Here is a 21279-nt window from a genome sequence, read left to right as displayed (position 1 = left end):
ACGGCTGCCACGCCACAGCGCGGTTTTACGCTCGAACCTGGCTTCCCCTCCATTCAATTATCCTGTCGCAAACGTTCAAGCGCCTTTCGATCTGCCTGGCGGATCATGAGCGCAAGCTTCCAACGATCTGATTTCAACGGTTTCCAACGCTGCGGCGAGCCTGCCCGGGCGGCGCCCCTCCAGGAGAAAAGCATGCAACGCTATTCCGGATTCGGTCTGGTCAAGCACGCGCTGAACCATCACGAAAACTGGCAGCGCCAGTGGCGCAACCCCACGCCGAAGAAGCAGTACGACATCGTCATCGTCGGCGGTGGCGGCCACGGCCTGGCTACCGCCTACTATCTGGCCAAGGTCCACAACATCACCAATGTCGCGGTGATCGAGAAAGGCTGGCTGGGTGGCGGCAACACCGCTCGCAACACCACGATCGTGCGCTCCAACTACCTGTGGGACGAAGCGGCGGCGCTGTTCGAACACTCCATGAAGCTGTGGGAAGGACTCTCCCAGGACATCAACTACAACGTGATGTTCTCGCAGCGGGGCGTGCTCAACCTCGGCCACACGCTGCAGGACATGCGCGACATCCAGCGTCGCGTCAACGCCAACCGCCTGAACGGGATCGATGGCGAAGTCCTCGATGCCAAGGGGGTCCAGGAGATCGTGCCGATCCTCGACTGCTCGAGCCGGGCCCGCTATCCGGTCCTCGGCGCTTCCTGGCAGCCGCGCGGCGGCGTGGCCCGTCACGATGCCGTGGCCTGGGGCTACGCGCGGGCGGCGGACGCACTCGGCGTGGACTTGCTGCAGAACACCGAAGTCACCGGTTTCAAGATCCGTGATGGCCGCGTCTATGGCGTTCACACCAATCGCGGCGACATCGAAGCGAAGACGGTGGGCTGCGTCGCCGCCGGGAACTCCGGCGTGCTCGCCAAAATGGCTGGCTTCAAGCTCCCGCTCGAGTCGCACCCGTTGCAAGCGCTGGTCTCCGAGCCGCTGAAGCCGGTGCTGGATACGGTGGTCATGTCCAACCACGTGCATGGCTACATCAGCCAGTCGGACAAGGGCGATCTGGTCATTGGCGCCGGCATCGACGGCTACGTGGGTTATGGCCAGCGCGGCAGCTACCCGACCGTCGAGCATACCCTGCAGGCGATCGTCGAGATGTTCCCGATCTTCTCCCGCGTGCGCATGAACCGCCAATGGGGCGGCATCGTCGACACCTGCCCCGACGCCAGTCCGATCCTCTCGGCCACGCCGGTCAAGGGCATGTTCTTCAACTGCGGCTGGGGCACCGGTGGCTTCAAGGCTACGCCGGGCTCCGGCCATGTCTTCGCGGCGACGCTGGCCAAGGGCGAAGCGCATCCGCTGGCCGCACCGTTCTCGATCGACCGCTTCCACACCGGCGCCCTGGTGGACGAACACGGCGCCGCTGGCGTCGCCCACTAAGGAAGCGCTGAATAAATCGGCGAGCAGGATGAAGTGGGCGGCATTCCGTCGCAAGGCGCACGGAGCGCAGCAACCGGAGCCTATGGGGTATAGGTGAGGATTCCGACCGGGCTGGCGCTCCAGCACCGCGTAACGCAGCGATTCGCCTGCGCAGACATTTATGCAGTGTTTCCCTAAGGAGGACTCTTGCATGTTCCATATCTACTGTCCCTACTGCGAAGAGCATCGCGAAGAGGAAGAGTTCCATCCGCGTGGCCAGGCCCACCTGCAGCGCCCCGCCGATCCGGAGAACTGTTCCGATAAGGAATGGGGCGACTACCTGTTCTTCCGCGACAACCCCCGCGGCATTCACCACGAGCTGTGGGTGCATTCCGTCGGCTGCCGCAAGTTCTTCAACATCACGCGGCATACCGCGAACTACGAGATCCTCGAAACCTACAAGATGGGCGAGCGCCCTTCGATCACTGCCGAAACGCTGGCCGCCGACGAGCGCCAGTCCGGCGTTCAGGCCGCGTCCGGCGGCTGGCAGACGGTCGGCGCGCGCCCCGAAGACGAAGCGTTGAACACGGAGGCACGGGCATGACGCAGATCCATCGATCCAACCGCGGCGGTCGTATCGATCGCTCCCGCGAACTCTCCTTCACGTTCAACGGCAAGCGCTACACGGGCTACGCCGGCGATACCCTGGCCTCCGCCCTGCTGGCCAACGGCGTGGATATCGTCAACCGCAGCTTCAAGTATTCACGGCCGCGCGGCATCGTCGCCGCGGGCCCTGAAGAACCCAATGCCGTCGTGCAGCTGGGCGCCAGCGAAGCGGCTCAGGTACCCAACGTCCGCGCCACCCAGCAGGCGCTCTACGAAGGGCTGGTGGCGCGCAGCACCAACGGCTGGCCGAACGTGCAGCGCGACATGATGGGGATGATCGGCAAGTTGGGCGGCAGCTTCATGCCGCCGGGGTTCTACTACAAGACCTTCATGGCGCCGGCCTCGATGTGGATGACCTACGAGAAGTACATCCGCAAGGGCGCCGGTCTGGGGCGTAGCCCGCTCGAGTCCGATCCGGACATCTACGACCACATCAACCAGCATTGCGACGTGCTGATCATCGGCGGCGGTGCCGCCGGTCTGGCAGCGGCCCGCATCGCTGCCGACAGCGGCGCCCGCGTCATGCTCTGCGACGAACAGGAGGAGCTGGGAGGTTCGCTGCTGGATAGCCGCGAGACGCTCGACGGCCTGCCGACGCCGGAATGGGTATCGCAAGTGGTCACCGAGCTGGCGGGAAGAGAGAACGTCGAGCTGCTGCCCCGAACGACCGCCAACGGCTATCACGACCACAACTTCGTCACGCTCCACGAGCGTCGCACCGAACATCTCTCGGATACCGCGCCCGCCGTGAACCACCGTCCGCAGGCGCGCTCCCGCCTGCATCGCGTACGTGCCCGCCACGTCATTCTGGCAACGGGCACCCACGAGCGCCCGCTGGTCTACGGCAACAACGATGTCCCCGGCAACCTGGTTGCCGGCGCGGTCTCTACCTATATCCGCCGTTTTGGTGTGGTGCCGGGCCACAAGCTGGTGCTGTCGGTCAGCAACGATCACGCCTATCGTACGGCACTGGACTGGCACGAGTCCGGCCGTGAAGTGGTGGCGATCGTCGATGCCCGCGCCACTTCTCAGGGTGAACTGGCTGAACAGGCCCGCGCCCTGGGGATCCGGATCATCAACCAGAGCGCCGTCATCGAAGCCAAGGGCAGCGATCGCGTCACGGCGGCTCGCATCGCCAGGGTCGATCTGGATGCGTTCTGCGTTCTCGGTCACGAAGAGACGTTGAGCTGCGACACCATCGCCAGCTCCGGCGGCTACAGTCCCGTCATCCATCTCTCCTCCCATACCGGAACCCGGCCCGTATGGCGTGACGACGTGCTGGGCTTCGTGCCCGGCGACGTCAAGGGCATGACATCGGTGGGTGGCGTTCACGGTGTCTTCGCCCTGAAGGCGGTGCTCGAGCATGCCACCGAAGGGACTCGCCGCGCGCTGGAGGCCATCGGGTTCGACGGTGCCTCGTCCGCACCCAGGCTGCCTGACGTCGCCGAACGGCGCGAGGCCCCGGCCTGCGCGCTCTTCCAGGTGCCACACGTGAAGTCGGCCATGCGAGCCCCCAAGCAGTTCGTCGATCTCCAGAACGACGTCACTGCCGCGGGTATCGAGCTGGCCACGCGCGAAGGGTTCGAATCGATCGAGCACGTCAAGCGCTACACCGCGCTGGGCTTCGGCACCGATCAGGGCAAACTCGGCAACATCAACGGCATGGCGATTGCCGCACGCTGCCTGAAGCGTTCGATCCCGGAAGTCGGCACCACCGTCTTCCGACCCAATTACACGCCGGTGACCTTCGGCGCCATCGTCGGCCGCCACTGCCGGGAGCTGTTCGACCCTGAGCGCTACACCGCCCTGCACGCCTGGCATGTCGAGCATGGCGCGGAATTCGAGGATGTCGGCCAGTGGAAGCGCCCTTGGTACTTTCCACAAGTACGCGCCGGAGCCGTCAGCGGCGAACGCGAGAGCATGGCAGAAGCGGTGGCCCGCGAGTGTCTGGCGGTGCGCGAGAAAGTCGGCATCCTCGATGCTTCTACGCTCGGCAAGATCGATATCCAGGGGCCGGATGCGCGGGAATTCCTGGGCCGGGTGTACACCAACAAGTGGGCCAAGCTGGCACCTGGCCGCGTGCGTTATGGCCTGATGTGCAAAGACGACGGCATGTTGATGGACGACGGCACCACCAGCTGCCTGGCCGAGAATCACTTCCTGATGACCACCACCACCGGTGGCGCCGCCGGCGTGATGGAGTGGCTGGAGCTGTGGCATCAGACCGAATGGCCGGAGCTCGAGGTCTACTTCACCTCGGTGACCGACCACTGGGCGACCATGACCGTCACCGGGCCACAAGCGCGCAAGCTGATGTCGGAGGTGACCGACATCGATCTGTCCCCGGATCAGTTCAAGTTCATGGACTGGCGCGAGGGCAACGTTGCCGGCATTCCGGCTCGCGTATTCCGGATATCCTTCACCGGCGAACTGGCCTACGAGATCAACGTCCAGGCCAACTATGCGATGCCGGTCTGGAAGGCCCTGTTCGAGAAAGGCGACAAGTACGGGCTGACCCCCTACGGCACCGAGACCATGCACGTGCTGCGCGCCGAGAAAGGCCTGATCATCGTCGGCCAGGACACCGACGGTTCGGTCACGCCCGAGGATCTGGGCATGCAGTGGGCGGTGGGCTACGACAAGCCGTTCTCCTGGATCGGCAAACGCGCCTTGACCCGCCCTGACACGGCGCGAACCGACCGCAAGCAGTTCGTGGGGCTCAAGCCCAGGGATCCCAAGGTCGTGCTGGAGGAAGGCGCGCAGATCGTCTTCGATCCCGAGCAGAGCATTCCGATGACGATGGTCGGCCACGTCACCTCCAGCTACTACAGCCCCAACCTCGGTCACGGGTTTGCCCTCGCCGTCATCAAGGGCGGCCGCGATCGCCTGGGGCAGACGGTCTATCTGCCGATGAAGGATGGCGTCGTGCACGAAGCGGAAATCGTCAGCCCGGTCTTTATCGATCCCAAAGGAGAACGTCAGAATGTCTGAGATTCGTGAATTCGACTGCCGGCCGAACGATCAGACCGGTGCAGAGTCGCCCCTCGCCTGGTCGTTTCAGCGCGGTCCGGCGCCCGCCGCGGACGCGCAGGCCGGGGTGACGCTTCGGGAATCCGCCTTCATGGGCCATCTGATCCTGCGGGGCGGCGCCATCGTCCTGGATGAGGCCGTGCGCGAGGTGCTGGGCATCAACCTGCCGGCGCGGCCCAACACCCTGACCGTGGATGCCAAGGGCGAGCGTTCGATCCAGTGGCTATCGCCGGACGAGTGGCTGATTCTGGTTCCCGGCGGCGAAGAGTTCGTGCTGGAGAAGGCGCTTCGCCATGCCCTGGGGCAAGCACACTTCAGCCTCGTCAATGTCAGTGGCGGTCAGACCGTCATCACCTTGCGCGGCCCCAAGGCACGCGAGACGTTGAAGAAGTCGACGCCCTACGACGTTCACCCGTCGGCGTTCCCGGTCGGCAAGGGCGTTACCACGATCTTCGCCAAGACCTCCCTTATCTTGCGCCAACCCCAGGCGGACTGCTGGGAGCTCATCGTGCGCCGCAGTTTTGCCGACTACGTCTACCGATGGCTTCTCGATGCCGCCGCGGAATTCGGTGTGACGGTCGAGCGTCGATGAGACAGAAGGCCGATGTGCAATCGGCCTTCCTATACCCAGGAGCCCCGTCAGTGGAGAACAATAAAGCGATGAACAACAAATCGACGAACAACAACTGGATCCTCACCGCCCAGTGCCCCAGCCGCCTGGGCACCATCGATGTCGTGACGCGCTTTCTCAAAGAGTCACGCTGCTATGTCAATGAAATCAGCTCATTCAATGACGCGCCAGCCGAACGCTTCTTCATCCGCGTGGCCTTCCAGCCGGACAGGACGCTAACGTTCGACAAGGACCGCTTTGCGGAATCCTTTGCGGCGAGAGCGCAGGAGTTCGACATGACGTTCGAGCTCAGCTCCAGTGCCGAGCGAATGAAGACCGTCATCCTCGTTTCCAAGGCGGATCACTGCCTCAACGATCTGCTCTATCGCTATCGGACCGGCCAACTGGCGCTCGACGTCAAGGCCATCGTGTCCAACCACCCGGACCTGGAACCGCTCGCCAGGTGGCACAACATTCCGTACCACTACCTGCCGGTCACCCCCGAGACCAAAGCGACACAGGAAGCGCAGATTCGAGCGGTGATCGATGACATGGACGCTGACCTGATCGTTCTCGCCCGATACATGCAGGTGCTTTCACCGCAGCTCTGTGACGCCCTGAATGGGCGCGCCATCAATATCCATCACTCGCTTCTCCCCGGATTCAAAGGCGCCCGCCCCTATCACCAGGCGTATGAAAAAGGGGTAAAGCTGGTCGGCGCCACGGCGCACTATATCAATAACGATCTCGACGAAGGCCCGATCATCGCCCAGGGTGTCGAATCGGTGGATCACGCCTACTTTCCGGAAGATCTGGTCAACAAGGGCCGGGACATCGAGTGTCTTACGCTGGCTCGCGCGATTCAGTACCACACCGAAAGACGCGTTTTCCTCCATGCCCAAAAGACCGTCATTCTCAGCAAGTGACAGCACTCGTCATGGAAGATGACTGAAAGACGATCGGTGCCTCTGAATTCGATACTTCTTGTCCCTGTGCCATAACTCGAATACTGTACACAAATACAGTATTCGAGACGGATCACAGAGTCGCCGCATGGAACTGATCGACAAGCTTTCCATCCTCGCCGATGCCGCCAAGTATGACGCTTCCTGCGCCAGCAGCGGCGCACCCAAGCGCTCGTCACGGGGCAAGGCGGGGCTCGGGTCGTCATCCGGCATGGGGATCTGTCACAGTTTTACCCCGGACGGGCGCTGCGTCTCGCTGCTCAAGGTGCTGCTGACCAACTTCTGCCTGTTCGATTGCCAGTACTGTGTCAATCGACGCTCGAGCAACGTGCCGCGGGCGCGCTTCACGCCGGAAGAAGTCGTCCGATTGACGCTATCGTTCTACCGCCGCAACACCATCAGCGGGCTTTTCCTGAGCTCCGGCATCATTCGCTCCAGCGACTACACCATGGAGCAGCTGATTCGCGTGGCCAGGCTGCTGCGCGAAACGCACCAGTTTCGCGGCTATATCCATCTCAAGGCGATTCCGGAAGCGGATCCCAGACTGCTCGAGGAGGCCGGACGCTACGCCGACCGGCTAAGCGCCAACATCGAGCTGCCGACGCTGACCAGCCTGAAGACGCTGGCCCCGGAAAAGGAGCTCGGCACCATCCACGCCGCGATGGGCCACATTCGCCAGGGAATCGACGCCACCAACGACGACATCGCGCGAGATGCCAGGCACCTGCCGCGCAGCGCCAATCCGAAGCGCATGGCGCCGCGCTACGCGCCTGGCGGCCAGAGCACGCAGATGATCGTCGGCGCGGATGCCACCGACGACCGCACGATCCTCCAGTCCGCCCAGCATCTCTACCGGAATTTCCGTCTCAAGCGCGTCTATTACTCGGCGTTCAGCCCGATTCCCGAACGCCCTGCCGGGCTGCCCCAGGCTGCGCCGCCGCTGCTGCGGGAACATCGGCTGTATCAGGCCGACTTTCTGATCCGCAGCTACGGCTTTCAGGCCGAGGAGCTGCTGAACGCACCGGGCAATCTGGATCTGGAGATCGATCCCAAACTGGCCTGGGCGCTGGCCCATCGCAATGACTTCCCGGTGGATCTCAACCGAGCCGAACCGGCCATGATCGCCCGCATTCCCGGCATCGGTTTGCGCAGCGTACAGCGGCTGGTCGATCTGCGACGGTTGCGGCGCATTCGCTATCAGGACCTGGTGGCGCTGCGCTGCCGGCTGGACACCCTGCGGCCCTTCGTGGTGACGCAGGACTACCGCCCCACCGATGCCGATCGAGACAGCACCCGGCTGCGACAGCACCTGACCGCGCCGCAGCCGACCCAGATGGCGTTGTGGTAGCACCGAATAGAATATTGGAGATAGCACGAAGGAGATCTCGTCATGCATGGTGTCTCAACGCCCCCGGCGTCATGCGTTGCCTGGGCCGACGATTTCGATGAATGGCGGCAGCAGGCGCGCCAGTTGCTCCAGGCTGGCATCCCGCCGTCCCGCGTGACCTGGCACGATGGCGAGGCGCGCCACGACGACCTGTTCGCTTCACCGGCGGTATCCGAACTACCGCCTGGCCCGGGGGACATCTCGACACCGATAAGCATCGGTCGCGACCAGTTGGCGCTGCTTCGCAACGCTGACCGCTATCGCCCCCGCGGGAGCGAACAGCCACGCTGGCCGTTGCTGTATCGGGTTCTGTGGCGAGTGGTTCAGGGCGATGTGACGGCGATGCATCCCGCCGATGAGGATGGCCGCGTGCTGCACCAGCGCTGGCATGCGATCAAGCGGGAAGCGCATCACATGCACGCCTTCCTGCGGTTTCATCGCTGCGACGACGCGCATGGTGAACGCTATGTCGCCTGGTTCGAGCCCGCGCACGACGTCCTCGACCTAGGCGCGGAGCACTTTGCCGATCGCATGGGCGGCTCGCGCTGGATCATCGCCACGCCGGAAGGTGGCGTCAGCTGGGATGGCACGACCCTCGACTACCGCGTCCCCTGCCCCGGGAACTGGACCCATGAAGCACGGGCGGCCGCCAATCGTTCCAATGCCGACGAAGAACATGCTCTCTGGCGGACCTATTTCGTCAGCACGTTCAACCCGGCGCGCCTCAACCACAAGGTGATGACCCAGCACATGCCACAGCGCTTCTGGCGTCATCTCAGCGAAGGCGACCTGATCCCGGCAATGGAAGCAAAGGCGCGCCACGGCGGCCAGCGCCTGGCGCAGGAGACGAGCGTAGGTCAGCGCCAGGGGAAGACGCTGAGTGTAAAGCTGCCCGCCGACGCCACCCGCCTCCCTGGCCATCAACGAGATGACACGCCAACCGATTGATATGGCGAAATGCCACCTCAATTAGCGCTTTCTTATTCAATCCATTTCTCGAACTTGCCGCATATTGGCGGCGTTTCGCTGGTCGATAGCGACCCGCTGGGCGCTGTTTCCTGTCGCCATCCTGCCATGGGATAGCGGCGGGCCAGCGGTGAGCGTTCGCTCGCCTCGAAACGATGACCGCAGCCATGGAGGCTCGGTCCCACCCTCCGCAACGATGGATGTTACGGCTACGTCATCGCAGGACGCATCGACACGACACTCGTCATGAGATGCCTACATGAATGCCTCCTTCTTGATCGATTACCGCCTGTCCAGCGAATGGAACGGGGGTTTTACGCTCGAAATCTATCTGACCTACCAGGGTTGGGAACCGCTCGATGGCTACCAGCTCGATTTCGGCCTCGATGCCGAGCTGAATACGCTCTGGGGCGCCGACCGCTACGAGACGACGCAAACCGGTTACCGGATCGAGGACGACGGCCAGCTCGTTCCCGGCGAGACGGTACGCATCAAGCTAAAGGCACTGGGCGACGACACGGTGATGCCCCTATCCCCTTCGGTAAACGGCGTGGCCGCCTCGCTGACCGAAGGCGCCCGGCTGCTGACCGAAGCGCTTACGCCGCCCGATCTGCTGGGTGACGACTATTCGTTCGTCGACAACGCCATCACGGTGGATGACGGCATCGACGCCGCCACGCTCAATGCGCTCATCGCCGCCGCGCCGGAAGGCGCCACGATCCATCTCGCGGCCGGGCGCTACCTGTTCGACGAATCGCTTGTCATCGAACGCTCCGATATCACTCTGACGGGCGCCGGTTCGGACGACACCACCCTGGTATTTACCCGGCAGGCGCTGGAAAGCGATACGAAAAATGCCATCCGCATCAGCGGAGACGAGGGCGAAACCGTCGCCAGACTCGCCAGTGATGTTCAGCAGGGCGATCCCCGACTCACCCTGAGCGAAGGACACGGCCTCGCGGTCGGCGACACGATCCGGCTGGCCCAATCGAATGACGTCGCGTTCCTCGACGCCATCGGCGACAGCGAATGGCGGGAGATGGATTCACCGCTGCGCACCAGCATGGCCCAGATCGTGGCGGTCGACGGCAACGAGATCGTGCTGGATCGCGGCGTACATTTCGACCTCGACGCCGGGGTGACGGAAGTCGACAGGATCGAACCGCTGACGGACGTTCGGCTCGAAGGGCTGACCGTGGCATTTACCCTGGGCGAGGCCGACAGCAGCAACTTCAGCAATACGCTGCCGGCGCTATCCCGCTATCACGCGGTGGAGTTCAACGCCACGGTGGGCGCGGCAATGAAGGATGTCGCCGTCGTCGATGGCCCCTCGGTCGCGTTCGAATTCAGCCGCTCGCTGGATCTCGATGTGCAGGAGATCACGGCCAGTGGCAGCTTCAACAAGGGCAGTGACGGCAACGGCTACGCCTACGAGCTGCGGGAGAGCTACGACGGTCAGTTCAGCGGCCTGGAGGATAGCGGCATGCGCCACGGCGTGCTGTTCGCCTCCTGGTACTCCTCGGTCGGCAACGAGATACGCGTCACCTCGACCGACCGCGACATCAACTTCCACGGCGGCCGCGATCACGGCAACAGCGTCCACGTCGAACAGTCGATTCGCGATGCCGGCAACGACAAGATGTCGACGACGGTCTGGATCAACGAAGGCGAGACCTTCGGCGCGCCGACGGATGCGGATGCCAACCTCGTCACCTTCGACTACGTCATCGGCTCGCGCCGCGACGATGCCATCCACGCCAGCGACGACGGCGCCTACCTCGATGGCGCTCTGGGCAACGACACCCTGATCGGCGGCAGCGGCGACGACATTCTCGGCGGCGGTGGCGGATGGGGAAGCAACCGGCTCGAGGGCGGCACGGGAGACGACACCGCGCTCTTCACCGGCGAGCTGTCTGACTACGACATCGAGCGTCTCGCCAGCGGCGAATGGTACGTCGCCGGTAACGGAACGCGAGACACGCTCGCCGATATCGAACGCGCCCTGTTCGCCGACGGACAGCTGCTGGATCTGGCGACCGGCGCGGTCAGCCAGGTCGATGCAAGGGCCGATGTCGCTCCCGAGGCGTACTGGGCCAGCCGGGAAATCCTCGATATCACGGATACCGCGGCTACCAGCTCTCTTCACGCCTCGTTCGACGTCGTCAGCCGCTGGTCCAGCGGGTACGTCATGGGTGTCACGATCACCAACGACGGCGACGCGGCCGTGGAGGTCGATAATGTTGCGCTGAACCTGGCGAGCGATGTGCATGCGTTCTATGGCGCCAGCCTCGCCTCGCGGCAGGGCGACGACTACCGGGTCGACGTCACCAGCCGGTCGCTCGAAGCCGGCGAGTCCATGCGCTTCTCGTTCAAGGCCTACGCGGATACCAGCGATATTCCCCGGGACATTCTTCTGAATGGAGAGCCGGTCACGATCGACGAGGGATCGTTACCGGATGGCAGCCGTCTCGCCAGCGCGCTCGTCGATACCGATCGCACCGTCACGGCTTCCGGTGACGAAACGCTGACCGGCGGCAGCGGCAACGACACCCTGATCGGCAGTGCCGGAGACAACGTGCTAATGGGCAGCCTGGGCGCCGATCGGCTCGAGGGCGGCGGCGGCCAGGATCGGTTCGTGTGGCAGGCGGCGACGGAATCGACGCCGCTGTCGATCGATGAAATCGTCGATTTCGGCGACGACGATCTGATCGACCTCTCCTCGCTGGACGCCGACATCACCCAGGCGGGCCGCCAGGCGTTCCAGTGGCTGGGGGCGGAAAGCTTTACCGGCGACGCCGGCCAGCTTCGCTACGCCGACGACCAGCTGCAGGGCGACATCAACGGCGACGGGCTCTCCGATCTGGTCATCGGTGTGCAGAACCTGAACCCGATGGATAGCGGATTCCTGATCCTGAGCTAAGCATCCACTTTCCTTTACTGCTTGATGATGGCGGCGCCGCATTCCTCTTTAATGCGGCGTCGATCTTTCTCACCATAAGAAACCAAAGCGCTACAGAGCGTATCCCTATCGTGCCCTGGAACTGCGTAGGATTCCGTCGCCAATTGATCCAGATCAACAAAAGGGAGCCACATGATTCGTGTCGATAACGAGGTGACCGCCGAGGAACTCGAGCAGATCATCAATGAAGAGGCCAATCGCGACGAAACGGTCAAACTTGAGGCTGGTGAATATCACTTCGACCATGCCCTGACCATTACCCGTTCAGACGTCTCTCTGGTCGGCGAAGGCAGCGACGATACACGACTGACCTTTACCGACGACGCGCTGGAGGACAACGACGACAATGCCATTCTGGTCAGCGGCGAGAAGGCAGACACGATCGGCAAGATCGAATCCGACGTCGACGAAGGCGAGGACGTGCTCAAGCTCGACGATGCCGACTCGCTGACGGCGGGCGACACGATCCGCATCGCGCAGGACAACGACACCGAGTATCTCAACGAGATCGACGATCATGACTGGCGCGAACTGGACTCGCCGCTGCGAACGAGCATGGCGAAAGTGACCGACGTCGATGGCGACTACGTCACGCTGGACCGCGGCGTTCATTTCGACTTCGATCATCACGAGGCCGAGGTCACCCGAATCGACAGCGCCGATGATGTCTCGCTGCGCGGATTTTCGGTCGGCTTCGAACTGGGCGAGCCCGATGACGACGAGTTCAGCAACGAACTCGACGACCTCACCGGCTATCACGCCATCGAATATGCCGACACTACCGACGGCGAGCTCGACGATGTCGCCGTGATCGACGGCCCTTCGACCGCCTTCGAGTTCTCCCGCTCGCTGGACATGGATGCCGACTCCCTGACCGCCGAAGGCAGCTTCAACAAGGGGTCCGGCGGCAACGGCTATGCCTTCGAACTGCGCGAGAGCTACGACGGCACCTTCGACGATCTCAGCGATAGCGGGATGCGTCACGGCCTGCTGTTCGCCTCCTGGCACTCCTCGGTGGGCAACGATGTCGAAGTTACCCGAACCGATCGCGACATCAATTTCCACGGCGGTCGCGATCATGACAATCGCGTTCATGTCCAGCATTCGGTCCGCGACCCGGACAACGACAAGATCTCCTCCACATTGTGGGTCAACGAAGGCGAATCCTTCGGTGCCCCCACCGACATGTCCACCAACGAGGTCACCTTCGACGATGTCGTCGGCTCGCGTCGAGACGATATCGTGCACGGCAGCGACGACGGGGTGACGCTCTTCGGCGGTACGGGCAGCGATACCCTGTTCGGCGGCGATGGCGATGACATCCTCGCCCCCGGCAGCGGCTGGGGAGAAGACTGGCTCGATGGTGGCGATGGTCATGACATCGCCCGGATGGAGGGCGACCGCGACGACTATGCCGTCGACCGGCACGACGATCGGGTAATCGTCGACGGCAACGGCATCGAGGCAACGCTGGTGGGCATCCAGGAGCTCGTCTTCGACGACGGCGGCCTGTCGCTGTAGTCAGGCCGCCCCGCCGCTCATGCCGTCAAGGCGTGTCGATCCTGGCCACGGCGTCACGACTGGCTAGCTCGCGCTCGTCGCCGGTCAATTCGCGCAGCTGACCGTCACGCATCTCCAGCAGCCGGTCGGCGTGGGCGAAATAGTGATCGTCGTGGCTGATCGCGAAGACCGTGATGCCGAGTTCGCGGAAACGTGGCATCAGCTCGCGATAGAAAGCGCGGCGGAACTGCGGATCCTGGTCCGCGGCCCACTCGTCCAGCAGCAGGATCTGACGCTGCTCGGCCAGCGCCATCAGCAGCGCCAGGCGCTTGCGCTGCCCCTGGGAGAGTTCGGTATCGAGGATTCGGCCGTCCTCGAGCTGCAGCTTGCGCGCGAGCTGCAGCGTCTGCAGCCAGTTGTCCAGCAGTGCGGGATCGGCGCTGCCGCCATGCGGCCCCATTAGCCGATCGAACTGGTGAAAATCGGTGTAGACCGCGGAGAAACGCTGCCGGTAGCGATGCCACCCCGCCTCGTCGATGGCTTCGTCGTCGATACGGATCTCGCCCGAGTGCGGGCGGTAGAGCCCGGTCAGGAGCTTGGCCAGCGTCGACTTGCCGCTGCCGTTGCCGCCGATCAGGTAGACCTGCTCGCCACGCTCCAGGCGCAGATTGAGCGGGCCTATTTCGAAACCCACGCGCGCAAAGCCCTCGCGGCCGGTCTTGGCCGGATAGCGATAGGTGATGTCGCGCAGCTCCAGCGACTGCCACTCGCTGTGCGTCTCGACCAGATCGAAATCGGCACGGTACTCGGCCAGCTCCAGCTCGCGCAGCCTGTCGAAGGAGACCTGAGCGGTGATCAGCGTCGGCGTCGCGCCGACGGCCTGGATCAGCGGCGAGCGCAGAAACAGCAGGGTCAGCGAGAACGTCGCCGCCACGGCGGTGTTCGACCAGCCCAGACCGTTGGCCAGGAAGAACACCAGGCCGATGGCTCCCAGCATCATGATGTTGGTCCAGTTGCCCGCGCTCAGGTGGTAGGTGTCGGCGCGAATGATGTGATCGCGATAGGTGCGGGCATTGTCACCGTAGATCTCTTCCAGCAGGTGCCGGGCGCGGTCGCGGTTGAGCGCCAGCTCCTTGCGCCCGTGAATGATCGTCTCGTAGTCCTGGTAGAGCCGGCTGTCGGTGGTGCGGGTAATGTGAATGTGGTGATAGACCTTCGATACCAGCCACCAGCCGACCAGCATGGTCACGGCAATCCAGATCGCCGTGATCAGCAGCAGCGGCGGCGAGAGCCAGAACAGGTAGGCGACGGAAGCCAGCGTAATGACGACGCCCTGCACCAGTTCCGGCAGCCGGACGAAGGCGATGGTCACGTTGCGGATGTCGCTGGAAAGGCACGACAGCAGATGCGCGCTGCCGAGCTGCTCGAGACGTTCGATGTCGGTATCGAGAATGCGCTTGATCAGGCGGCCGCGTAACCGGTAGACGAAATGGTGGCCCAGCGTCGTCAGTGCCAGCTGCGATCCCAGCGTGACTGCCAGAAGCAGCACTACCAGCCCGATGAAAGGCAGCAACGCGGTCATCGCGGTGCCGTCGGTGACGATCAGGTAGTGGTTGATGAAGGCGATGACGCCGATCCCCAGCGCCGCGCTCAGCAGGCTGAGCAGCATGACGCCGATGAACGGCCAGCGATAGTGACGAAAGACGACGCGCAGTAGTTCCATTCGGATTCCGTAGCCGGCGATTGGGCTCGATCGGGAGGCCTGCACGCATCAGCGACGGCGGCGTTTCATCGCAACGCGGGCCGAGCCGACGAGTCGAGGCGTCGAACGAGGCGCGCGGCGCCGAGATCTCCTCGGCTGACCGCAGGCGCGAATGATTCTGATCTTCACTGATGAAGTCAAGCCGCGTCAGGTCGGCAGATCCCCGGAAGTGCCATGGCTGGCGTGTGATGGGCCGTTTCGCACGCCGGTCACGTTTCGTCGTCGGAGAACATCATCTGAATTCGCGAGCGCAGCCAACGCTCGGCAGGGTCGTTGTCGTAGACGCTCTGCCACACCATGCTCAACGGCGACGGCGCACGCTCCAGCGGCATCTCGTCCACCCGCAACCCGCCCTGTGCCGCCAGCACGTCCGCGGCGTAATCCGGCACGGTGGCTATCATGTCGGTATCCCGCAACAGCGATGCCAGACTGTTGAACTGCGGGACGGCCAGCACGATGCGACGCTTGCGCCCTTTCTCGGCGAGCAGGTCGTCGACATAGCCATTCAGATCGCCATCGAACGACACCAGCGCATGCGGCCGTTCGCAGTAGTCGTCGAGGGTCAGTGCCCCCGGGCGACTATCCGCCCGCAATACCTTGGCGCGGCTGTGGCGCAGGATCTTCTGCTTCGCATTGGCCGGCAGCTCCCGCGCATAGCCGGCGGCAACGGTCACTTCGCCGGTATTGAGCAACTGCGGCATCAGATGGAAATCGGCCCGCCGGACCACCAGCACGATGCCCGGCGCTTCGGTCCGCAGCCGCTTGAGCAGCGCCGGCAGCAGGGCGAATTCGATGTCGTCGCTCAGCCCGATTCGAAACACCGCCTCGCTGGTCTCGGGGTCGAAGTCGCTGGTACGACTGAGCACGTTGGAGATGGCATCGAGGGCGGGCTGCAGCTGTTCGTAGATCTGCTCGGCACGAGCGGTCGGCACCATCTGGCGACCGGTTCGCACCAGTAGCGGATCGTTGAAGACATCCCTGAGCCTGGCCAGGGAGGCGCTGGTGGCCGGCTGGCCCAGAAACAGTCGCTCCGCGGCCCGCGAGACGCTGCGTTCCTGCATCAGGGTCTCGAACACGACCAGCAGCTTGAAATCCACCCCGCGCAGGTCACTACGATTCATGCCTCTCCTCCCTTCGACGGCTGGCGGCCCCCGCTCGTTGCTCCCGGAGCCCGCCGACGACCGCCATCGCGGGCTCTGTATCGATCAGCGTTATAACCACTATCGATCCTCGAGCATAGTGTTTGCCTGTCATCGCCGATAGAGTCGGGGCAAGCTCTCGAACCATTGAGGTGCACGATGTCACGTGCGATACAGTTTCAACGTTTCGGCGACGCCGACGTTCTGGAAATCATCGAGCGCGCCGACCCGCACCCCGCAGCCGGGGAACTTCTGATCGAAACCGAGGCGCTCGGTCTCAACTGGTACGACATCCTGTGGCGGCGCAACATGGCGCCCACGGAGGCCAGGCTGCCGGCCGGCACGGGTAGCGAAATGGCCGGCAGGGTCATCGCCGTCGGCCCGGGCGTGACCGCCTTCTCGCCGGGAGACCGCGTCGCCTCGATTCCCGCGTTCGATCCCAACCAGTATACGGCACACGCCGAACGCGTGCTGTTGCCGGCCGAGGCGCTCATTGCCTACCCGGATTGCCTGACCCCGGCCGAAGCCAGCGTTCACTACGTTCCGTCGCTGATCAGCTGGCTGGGATTTTGCGAGGTCGCCGATCTCAAACCCGGCGAAACGGTGCTGATCACTGGCGCCTGTCATATCGGCGGCCCCTACGCCGTCCAGATCGCCCATGCGCTGGGCGCCCGGGTCATCACAGCGACACCGCACGAGTCGGCGATCGACTATCTCAAGTCTCTGGGCGCCGACGCGGTGATTCACACGGAAACCCAGGATCTTGTTACCCGGATCAACAAGCTGACCGATCACCATGGCGTCGATGTGGTGCTGGATGCGTTGGGCGGCCCCCAGATGAACCTGCTGGGCGACGTCATGGCACCCCGCGGGCGCCTGGTGCTCTACGGCTTGTTGGGAGGCAACCAGACCACGTTCCCGGCTCAGGCCGCCTTCCGCAAGAACATCCAGTTCCATGTGCACTGCCTCTCCAACTTCAGCGGCAAGCCGGAGCTGGGCATCCCCCAGAACCGGGAAGCACTGGATCGAGCCATTGCCGAGGTCGAGCGGATGACCCGGGCCGGCAAGATCAAGCCGCAGATCGACTACCGCTTCTCGTTCGAGGAGATGGTCGAGGCACATCGCTATCTGGAAACCTGCGCCAACCACCATGGACGCATCGTGGTCGAAATGGCCTGATCGGCAGGGACACGTGCCGGTGATCGGCAAACGCGCATTGCCAGTCGCCTGATGGATTGACGACAATACGTGCTTCCACTTTTGTCGCTCTCTCTCTCACCGCCCTCAGTCAGGCTAAAGGGCTCAAGGATATTCGATGCTTGCTCAACTGTTCGCGGTCATGGCACCAGTTCTGGTTGGAGCAAGCATCGGGTTCGGCTGGATTCGCCTGGGGTTGAGCTATCCCACCGAGTTCGTCACCAAGCTGGTGTTCAACATCGGTACGCCGGCACTGGTCCTGGCCTCCCTCGCCAATGCCGAGGTCGACCCTCACACCTTCGGGCGCACCCTCGCCACGACTTTCGTGGTGCTCGCCGGCATGGCGGTAGCGAGTTTCGGCGTCGCCAGGCTGCTGGGCAAACCCTGGCAGGTGATCATCTCACCGATGATGTATCCCAATGCCGGCAACATGGGTTTGCCGGTTTCGCTTTACGCCTTCGGCAAGGAAGGATTCACCTTCGCCATGACGGCCTGGGTCGCCAATGCGCTGATCCAGTTCACCGTCGGCATGATGATGGCGACGCGCGGCAACCCCTGGAAGATGCTGGTCCGCAATCCCACGCTGTACAGCATCGCCATCTCGCTGGTGCTGCTGCTGTCCGGCGTCCATCTGCCGGCGTGGCTCGGCAATACCGTCCACCTTCTTTCCGGCCTGACCATCCCGCTGATGCTGATCACCCTGGGCGTCTCGCTGGCCAGCATCCAGGCCCGCAGCTTGTCTTCGGGATTTCTGTTCACGCTGTGCCGCGTGCCCATCGCGCTGGCCCTCTCTTTCGGCATCGCTGCCTGGTTCGGCCTGCCACCGGTGGCCGCCAGCGCCGTGGCGCTCCAGATGAGCATGCCGGTCGCCGTCTACAACTATCTGTTCGCGCAACGTTCCCGTCGCGAGCCGGAGTACGTCGCCAGCCTGGTGTTCTGCTCCACCGTGCTGGCCTTCGTGTACCTGCCGCTGGAACTGGCCTTCATGCTGTAGCGCCTCCCTGGCTTGCAAAAGCACAGTGAGCAACTACATTACAAAGTGTAATCTTTTAAAAATTAATGGATTACAGAGAGTTGCATGCATAGATAGTCACGTGCATAGATAGCTGCATGCACAGAAAGCTGCACGCCCAAGAAGCCGCAAGGCAAGGAGACACAGATGCAAAACCTGTCATGGAAGCAGACACTCGGCGTGGCCACGCTGGCAGCCGGCAGCGTGATGATGTCCCAGGCCGCCCTGGCGCAGGACAATACGGGCCCGCAAGGCCTCTATTCCGCCGATGAACTGATGGATGCAGACGTCTTCCTGTCCAGCCAACCGAATGAAGACATTGGCGACGTCGACGACATCCTGCTGGGCGAAGACATGAGCATCCAGGCCCTGGTCGTCGAAGCCGGTGGCGTACTCGACATGGGCGACAAGGACTTCGTGGTCCAGAAAGGCGACTTCACGGTCGAAACCAACAACGACGATAACCTCGACAACATCGAGTATCGCGTCGTTCTCGACATGGACGAAAGTGCGCTGAAGCAGCAGCCCGAATACGATAACGACTGGTGGCAACAGGCCAAGACGCAGGCTGCCGACGCCTGGGAAAACACCAAGCAAGGGGCTTCCAGTGCCTGGGAAGACACCAAGGCTGCCACCTCCGACCTTCTTGACGACGCCAGCGACGCGATCGACAACAACTGATCGCATCACGCTCCCCTGGAGCGTCGAACCGCTAGATGACTAGCACAAAAAAACCGCCGACTCGATGTCGGCGGTTTTTTCATGTGCGGGCCTGACAGGCCGCTGCACCCTGATACGATTACTGCTGCGGCTGCTGGACCATGCCCTTGACGCGCTGCATCAGCTGCGGGTCCTGCTGGATGGCCTGGCCGATGGAGTTGAACTGCTCGACACTCATGCCGCTGTCCTGAACCGCCTGCACCATTTCGTCATTGGCCTGCTGACGAATCTCCTGTTGCTCGCTTTCGTCGGAGGCGTTCTGCAGCTGCTCGGTGTAATCCTGAGAGATCATCGCGATGTTCTGAGAGGCATCGGCGAACTGCTGCAACTGATCATCGGAAAAGTTCTGGGCAGGTGCCTGTGTCTGCGAACCGCTGCCGGCTGCGTTCTGGTCCTGCGCCATGGCTGGTACGCTGGCGAGACCGGTCGTCATCATTGCTGCCGCGAGAAATGCAGTGATCCTTTGCATGAATACCTCCAAGTACGATTTTATGCATGTGCTGTCATGGGATGCCACGCAGGGCGGAGAGTTCCGCCCGGAAGTGTTTCTACAGGAAATTTAATGTTTCCTTAAGAAACTTGAGCGCAGTTACCCTTCCAGCTCGCCTCCTCATGGTAACCATTCGACGATAGCCTGAATACCGTCGCGAACCTTGCTCAGCGCCGGTAATGCCAGGGGATCGTCATGGCGCTGCGGTTGATGCGCCAGCAGCGTCTCGCCATCGAAATCCACATAGGCCAGACGCACCGTGAGCTGGGCGGGATCGCAACCGAACGCACTGCCCGGCAGCAACGCCACGCCGGTCTCAGCCAGCAGCCGTGCGGTCAGCTCGGCACTGGTGGTGATGCCCCGCCGGGCCAGCCCTTCGCGATGCGCCTCGAAATCGGGAAACAGGTAGAAGCCGCCGTCGGGAAGATGAGTGCGAATGCCCGCCGCCTGCAGTCGAGTCGCACACCAGTGGCCGATCAGGCCCAGCCAGGCCCGCTGGCGATCGAGGTATTCGGTCAATTCGGGCGTGACCCGATAGGCGACACAGGCAGCCTCCTGAACCGGGCTGGCAACGCTCGACCAGGTCTCCGAGGCGATGCCCAGCAGGCGCGAGAAAATCTCGTTTCCCAGCGCTTCGGGCACGTGCATCACCCCCAGCCGCCACCCGCCCGCGCCACACCACTTCGACAGGCCGCTGGTTGTCACCGTGCCCTCGGGGTAGTCGAGCGCGAAGGCGCGATGAGATCCATCATGATCCAGTGGCCCGTAGATCTCGTCGGCCAGCACGATCACGCCATGGCGGCGCGCCACCTCGGCCAGCGCCTGCTGGCTGTCGGCCTCGGGCGATAACCCGGTGGGATTGCCGGGTGCATTGAGTATCAGCAATCGGGGGCGGCTGCCGCCTTCACGGCAATGCGCCTCGAGCTGTTCGGGCGTGATCTGCCAGCGCGTTTCGAAACTCGCCGCCAGCTTGACTGCGGTCTGCCCTGCCAGACGCGCCTGCGGCGCATAGGAAACCCAGGCCGGCGCAGGGATCAGGATTTCCGCCGCCGGCAGCGCCTTGATCAAGGCGAACAGCAGCAATTTGCTGCCGGGGCCGATCAACACCCGTTCGGCTTTCCAATCGGTCCCATCCAGCTCGCGGTGGAAGGCTGCGACCTGCTCGCGCAACGCCGGCAGCCCCTGAACCGGCAGATAGGCCTTGCTGGCGGCGTGTTCGGCCAAGGCCTCCACGGCCGGCCCATAGACCGGGAACGGCGACTGGCCGAAGCCGAACTTGACGATCCGCTCGCCCTTCGACTCGCGCAATCGCGACTGTTCGTTGATCAACAGCGTGTCGGAGGCCGGCGTGGCATTGGCGTCGGCGTGATAGTCGCGATTCAGCAGCTCGGCTGCGAGCCCCGATGAAACGTTCATGACGGGATTTCTCCTGGGTGGCGCGGGTCAAAAGAGTC

General features: G+C 63.3%; 16 protein-coding genes. 12 read left to right on the top strand and 4 right to left on the bottom strand.

Annotated features, from left to right (window positions below; translation table 11 throughout):
* Positions 1 to 192 precede the first annotated feature (192 nt).
* The 9 genes from R5R73_RS06435 to R5R73_RS06395 all read left to right on the top strand — a co-directional run bounded on the left by R5R73_RS06435 (position 193) and on the right by R5R73_RS06395 (position 13526).
* Positions 193 to 1443 carry a sarcosine oxidase subunit beta family protein gene (locus R5R73_RS06435; RefSeq protein WP_110631306.1) on the top strand — a complete coding sequence of 417 codons (1251 nt, stop codon included), beginning with the start codon at positions 193 to 195 and terminating at the stop codon, positions 1441 to 1443.
* Positions 1444 to 1633: 190 nt separating this feature from the next.
* Positions 1634 to 2026 (top strand): sarcosine oxidase subunit delta, encoded by a 393-nt coding sequence (locus R5R73_RS06430; RefSeq protein WP_071232620.1) that lies wholly within the window; start codon positions 1634 to 1636, stop codon positions 2024 to 2026.
* On the top strand, positions 2023 to 5079 hold the full coding sequence (locus R5R73_RS06425; RefSeq protein ID WP_322529194.1) for a sarcosine oxidase subunit alpha family protein: 3057 nt from the start codon (positions 2023 to 2025) through the stop codon (positions 5077 to 5079). Before R5R73_RS06430 ends, R5R73_RS06425 begins: the two co-directional genes overlap by 4 nt.
* A complete protein-coding gene (locus R5R73_RS06420) occupies positions 5072 to 5710 on the top strand; it encodes a sarcosine oxidase subunit gamma (protein WP_322529193.1) in 639 nt (212 codons plus the stop codon). Before R5R73_RS06425 ends, R5R73_RS06420 begins: the two co-directional genes overlap by 8 nt.
* Positions 5711 to 5778: 68 nt before the next feature.
* Complete coding sequence (gene purU, locus R5R73_RS06415; protein WP_276232223.1) at positions 5779 to 6654, top strand: formyltetrahydrofolate deformylase; 876 nt, start codon at positions 5779 to 5781, stop codon at positions 6652 to 6654.
* Positions 6655 to 6781: 127 nt separating this feature from the next.
* Entirely contained in the window at positions 6782 to 8041 is a 1260-nt protein-coding gene (locus tag R5R73_RS06410) for a putative DNA modification/repair radical SAM protein (RefSeq protein ID WP_322529192.1), read from the top strand.
* A gap of 42 nt (positions 8042 to 8083) precedes the next feature.
* Entirely contained in the window at positions 8084 to 9028 is a 945-nt protein-coding gene (locus R5R73_RS06405; RefSeq protein ID WP_322529191.1) for a TIGR03915 family putative DNA repair protein, read from the top strand.
* Between the two features lie 277 nt (positions 9029 to 9305).
* The gene (locus R5R73_RS06400; protein WP_322529190.1) at positions 9306 to 11966 is read left to right on the top strand and encodes a cellulose binding domain-containing protein; all 2661 of its coding nucleotides are present in this window, start codon (positions 9306 to 9308) and stop codon (positions 11964 to 11966) included.
* A gap of 171 nt (positions 11967 to 12137) precedes the next feature.
* Positions 12138 to 13526, top strand: a complete 1389-nt coding sequence (locus R5R73_RS06395; RefSeq protein ID WP_322529189.1) for an alginate biosynthesis protein — start codon at positions 12138 to 12140, stop codon at positions 13524 to 13526.
* A gap of 25 nt (positions 13527 to 13551) precedes the next feature.
* On the opposite strand, the gene R5R73_RS06390 is transcribed toward R5R73_RS06395, so the two are convergent.
* Positions 13552 to 15228: a multidrug ABC transporter permease/ATP-binding protein gene (locus R5R73_RS06390; RefSeq protein WP_322529188.1), complete on the bottom strand. Its 1677-nt coding sequence runs from the start codon at positions 15226 to 15228 to the stop codon at positions 13552 to 13554.
* A 248-nt stretch (positions 15229 to 15476) separates the two neighbouring features.
* Complete coding sequence (locus R5R73_RS06385) at positions 15477 to 16388, bottom strand: LysR family transcriptional regulator (protein ID WP_322529187.1); 912 nt, start codon at positions 16386 to 16388, stop codon at positions 15477 to 15479.
* 177 nt (positions 16389 to 16565) lie between these two features.
* Here R5R73_RS06385 and R5R73_RS06380 point away from each other — a divergent pair, with 177 nt between their 5' ends.
* The 3 genes from R5R73_RS06380 to R5R73_RS06370 all read left to right on the top strand — a co-directional run bounded on the left by R5R73_RS06380 (position 16566) and on the right by R5R73_RS06370 (position 19296).
* The gene (locus R5R73_RS06380) at positions 16566 to 17585 is read left to right on the top strand and encodes a zinc-dependent alcohol dehydrogenase family protein (protein WP_322529186.1); all 1020 of its coding nucleotides are present in this window, start codon (positions 16566 to 16568) and stop codon (positions 17583 to 17585) included.
* A 136-nt stretch (positions 17586 to 17721) separates the two neighbouring features.
* Positions 17722 to 18597: an AEC family transporter gene (locus tag R5R73_RS06375; RefSeq protein WP_087719266.1), complete on the top strand. Its 876-nt coding sequence runs from the start codon at positions 17722 to 17724 to the stop codon at positions 18595 to 18597.
* A gap of 165 nt (positions 18598 to 18762) precedes the next feature.
* Positions 18763 to 19296 (top strand): PRC-barrel domain containing protein, encoded by a 534-nt coding sequence (locus R5R73_RS06370; RefSeq protein WP_322529185.1) that lies wholly within the window; start codon positions 18763 to 18765, stop codon positions 19294 to 19296.
* Positions 19297 to 19414: 118 nt separating this feature from the next.
* Here R5R73_RS06370 and R5R73_RS06365 read toward each other — a convergent pair whose 3' ends face one another.
* Together R5R73_RS06365 and R5R73_RS06360 are read right to left on the bottom strand one after the other, a co-directional pair.
* A complete protein-coding gene (locus R5R73_RS06365; RefSeq protein WP_087719264.1) occupies positions 19415 to 19804 on the bottom strand; it encodes a DUF4168 domain-containing protein in 390 nt (129 codons plus the stop codon).
* Positions 19805 to 19945: 141 nt separating this feature from the next.
* Positions 19946 to 21241, bottom strand: a complete 1296-nt coding sequence (locus R5R73_RS06360; protein ID WP_322529184.1) for a pyridoxal phosphate-dependent aminotransferase — start codon at positions 21239 to 21241, stop codon at positions 19946 to 19948.
* Positions 21242 to 21279: the final 38 nt, after the last annotated feature.

The sequence above is a fragment of the Salinicola sp. LHM genome (genome assembly GCF_034479735.1).
Lineage (GTDB): Bacteria > Pseudomonadota > Gammaproteobacteria > Pseudomonadales > Halomonadaceae > Salinicola > Salinicola salarius.
The sequence above is the reverse complement of the archived record's forward strand: the minus strand, read 5'-3'. Positions and strand labels throughout refer to the sequence as shown.

Coding starts and splice junctions, on each gene's coding strand:
- R5R73_RS06435 (WP_110631306.1), top strand. CDS start 193: ATGCAACGCTATTCCGGATTCGGTCTGGTCAAGCACGCGCTGAACCAT.
- R5R73_RS06430 (WP_071232620.1), top strand. CDS start 1,634: ATGTTCCATATCTACTGTCCCTACTGCGAAGAGCATCGCGAAGAGGAA.
- R5R73_RS06425 (WP_322529194.1), top strand. CDS start 2,023: ATGACGCAGATCCATCGATCCAACCGCGGCGGTCGTATCGATCGCTCC.
- R5R73_RS06420 (WP_322529193.1), top strand. CDS start 5,072: ATGTCTGAGATTCGTGAATTCGACTGCCGGCCGAACGATCAGACCGGT.
- purU (WP_276232223.1), top strand. CDS start 5,779: ATGAACAACAAATCGACGAACAACAACTGGATCCTCACCGCCCAGTGC.
- R5R73_RS06410 (WP_322529192.1), top strand. CDS start 6,782: ATGGAACTGATCGACAAGCTTTCCATCCTCGCCGATGCCGCCAAGTAT.
- R5R73_RS06405 (WP_322529191.1), top strand. CDS start 8,084: ATGCATGGTGTCTCAACGCCCCCGGCGTCATGCGTTGCCTGGGCCGAC.
- R5R73_RS06400 (WP_322529190.1), top strand. CDS start 9,306: ATGAATGCCTCCTTCTTGATCGATTACCGCCTGTCCAGCGAATGGAAC.
- R5R73_RS06395 (WP_322529189.1), top strand. CDS start 12,138: ATGATTCGTGTCGATAACGAGGTGACCGCCGAGGAACTCGAGCAGATC.
- R5R73_RS06390 (WP_322529188.1), bottom strand. CDS start 15,228: ATGGAACTACTGCGCGTCGTCTTTCGTCACTATCGCTGGCCGTTCATC.
- R5R73_RS06385 (WP_322529187.1), bottom strand. CDS start 16,388: ATGAATCGTAGTGACCTGCGCGGGGTGGATTTCAAGCTGCTGGTCGTG.
- R5R73_RS06380 (WP_322529186.1), top strand. CDS start 16,566: ATGTCACGTGCGATACAGTTTCAACGTTTCGGCGACGCCGACGTTCTG.
- R5R73_RS06375 (WP_087719266.1), top strand. CDS start 17,722: ATGCTTGCTCAACTGTTCGCGGTCATGGCACCAGTTCTGGTTGGAGCA.
- R5R73_RS06370 (WP_322529185.1), top strand. CDS start 18,763: ATGCAAAACCTGTCATGGAAGCAGACACTCGGCGTGGCCACGCTGGCA.
- R5R73_RS06365 (WP_087719264.1), bottom strand. CDS start 19,804: ATGCAAAGGATCACTGCATTTCTCGCGGCAGCAATGATGACGACCGGT.
- R5R73_RS06360 (WP_322529184.1), bottom strand. CDS start 21,241: ATGAACGTTTCATCGGGGCTCGCAGCCGAGCTGCTGAATCGCGACTAT.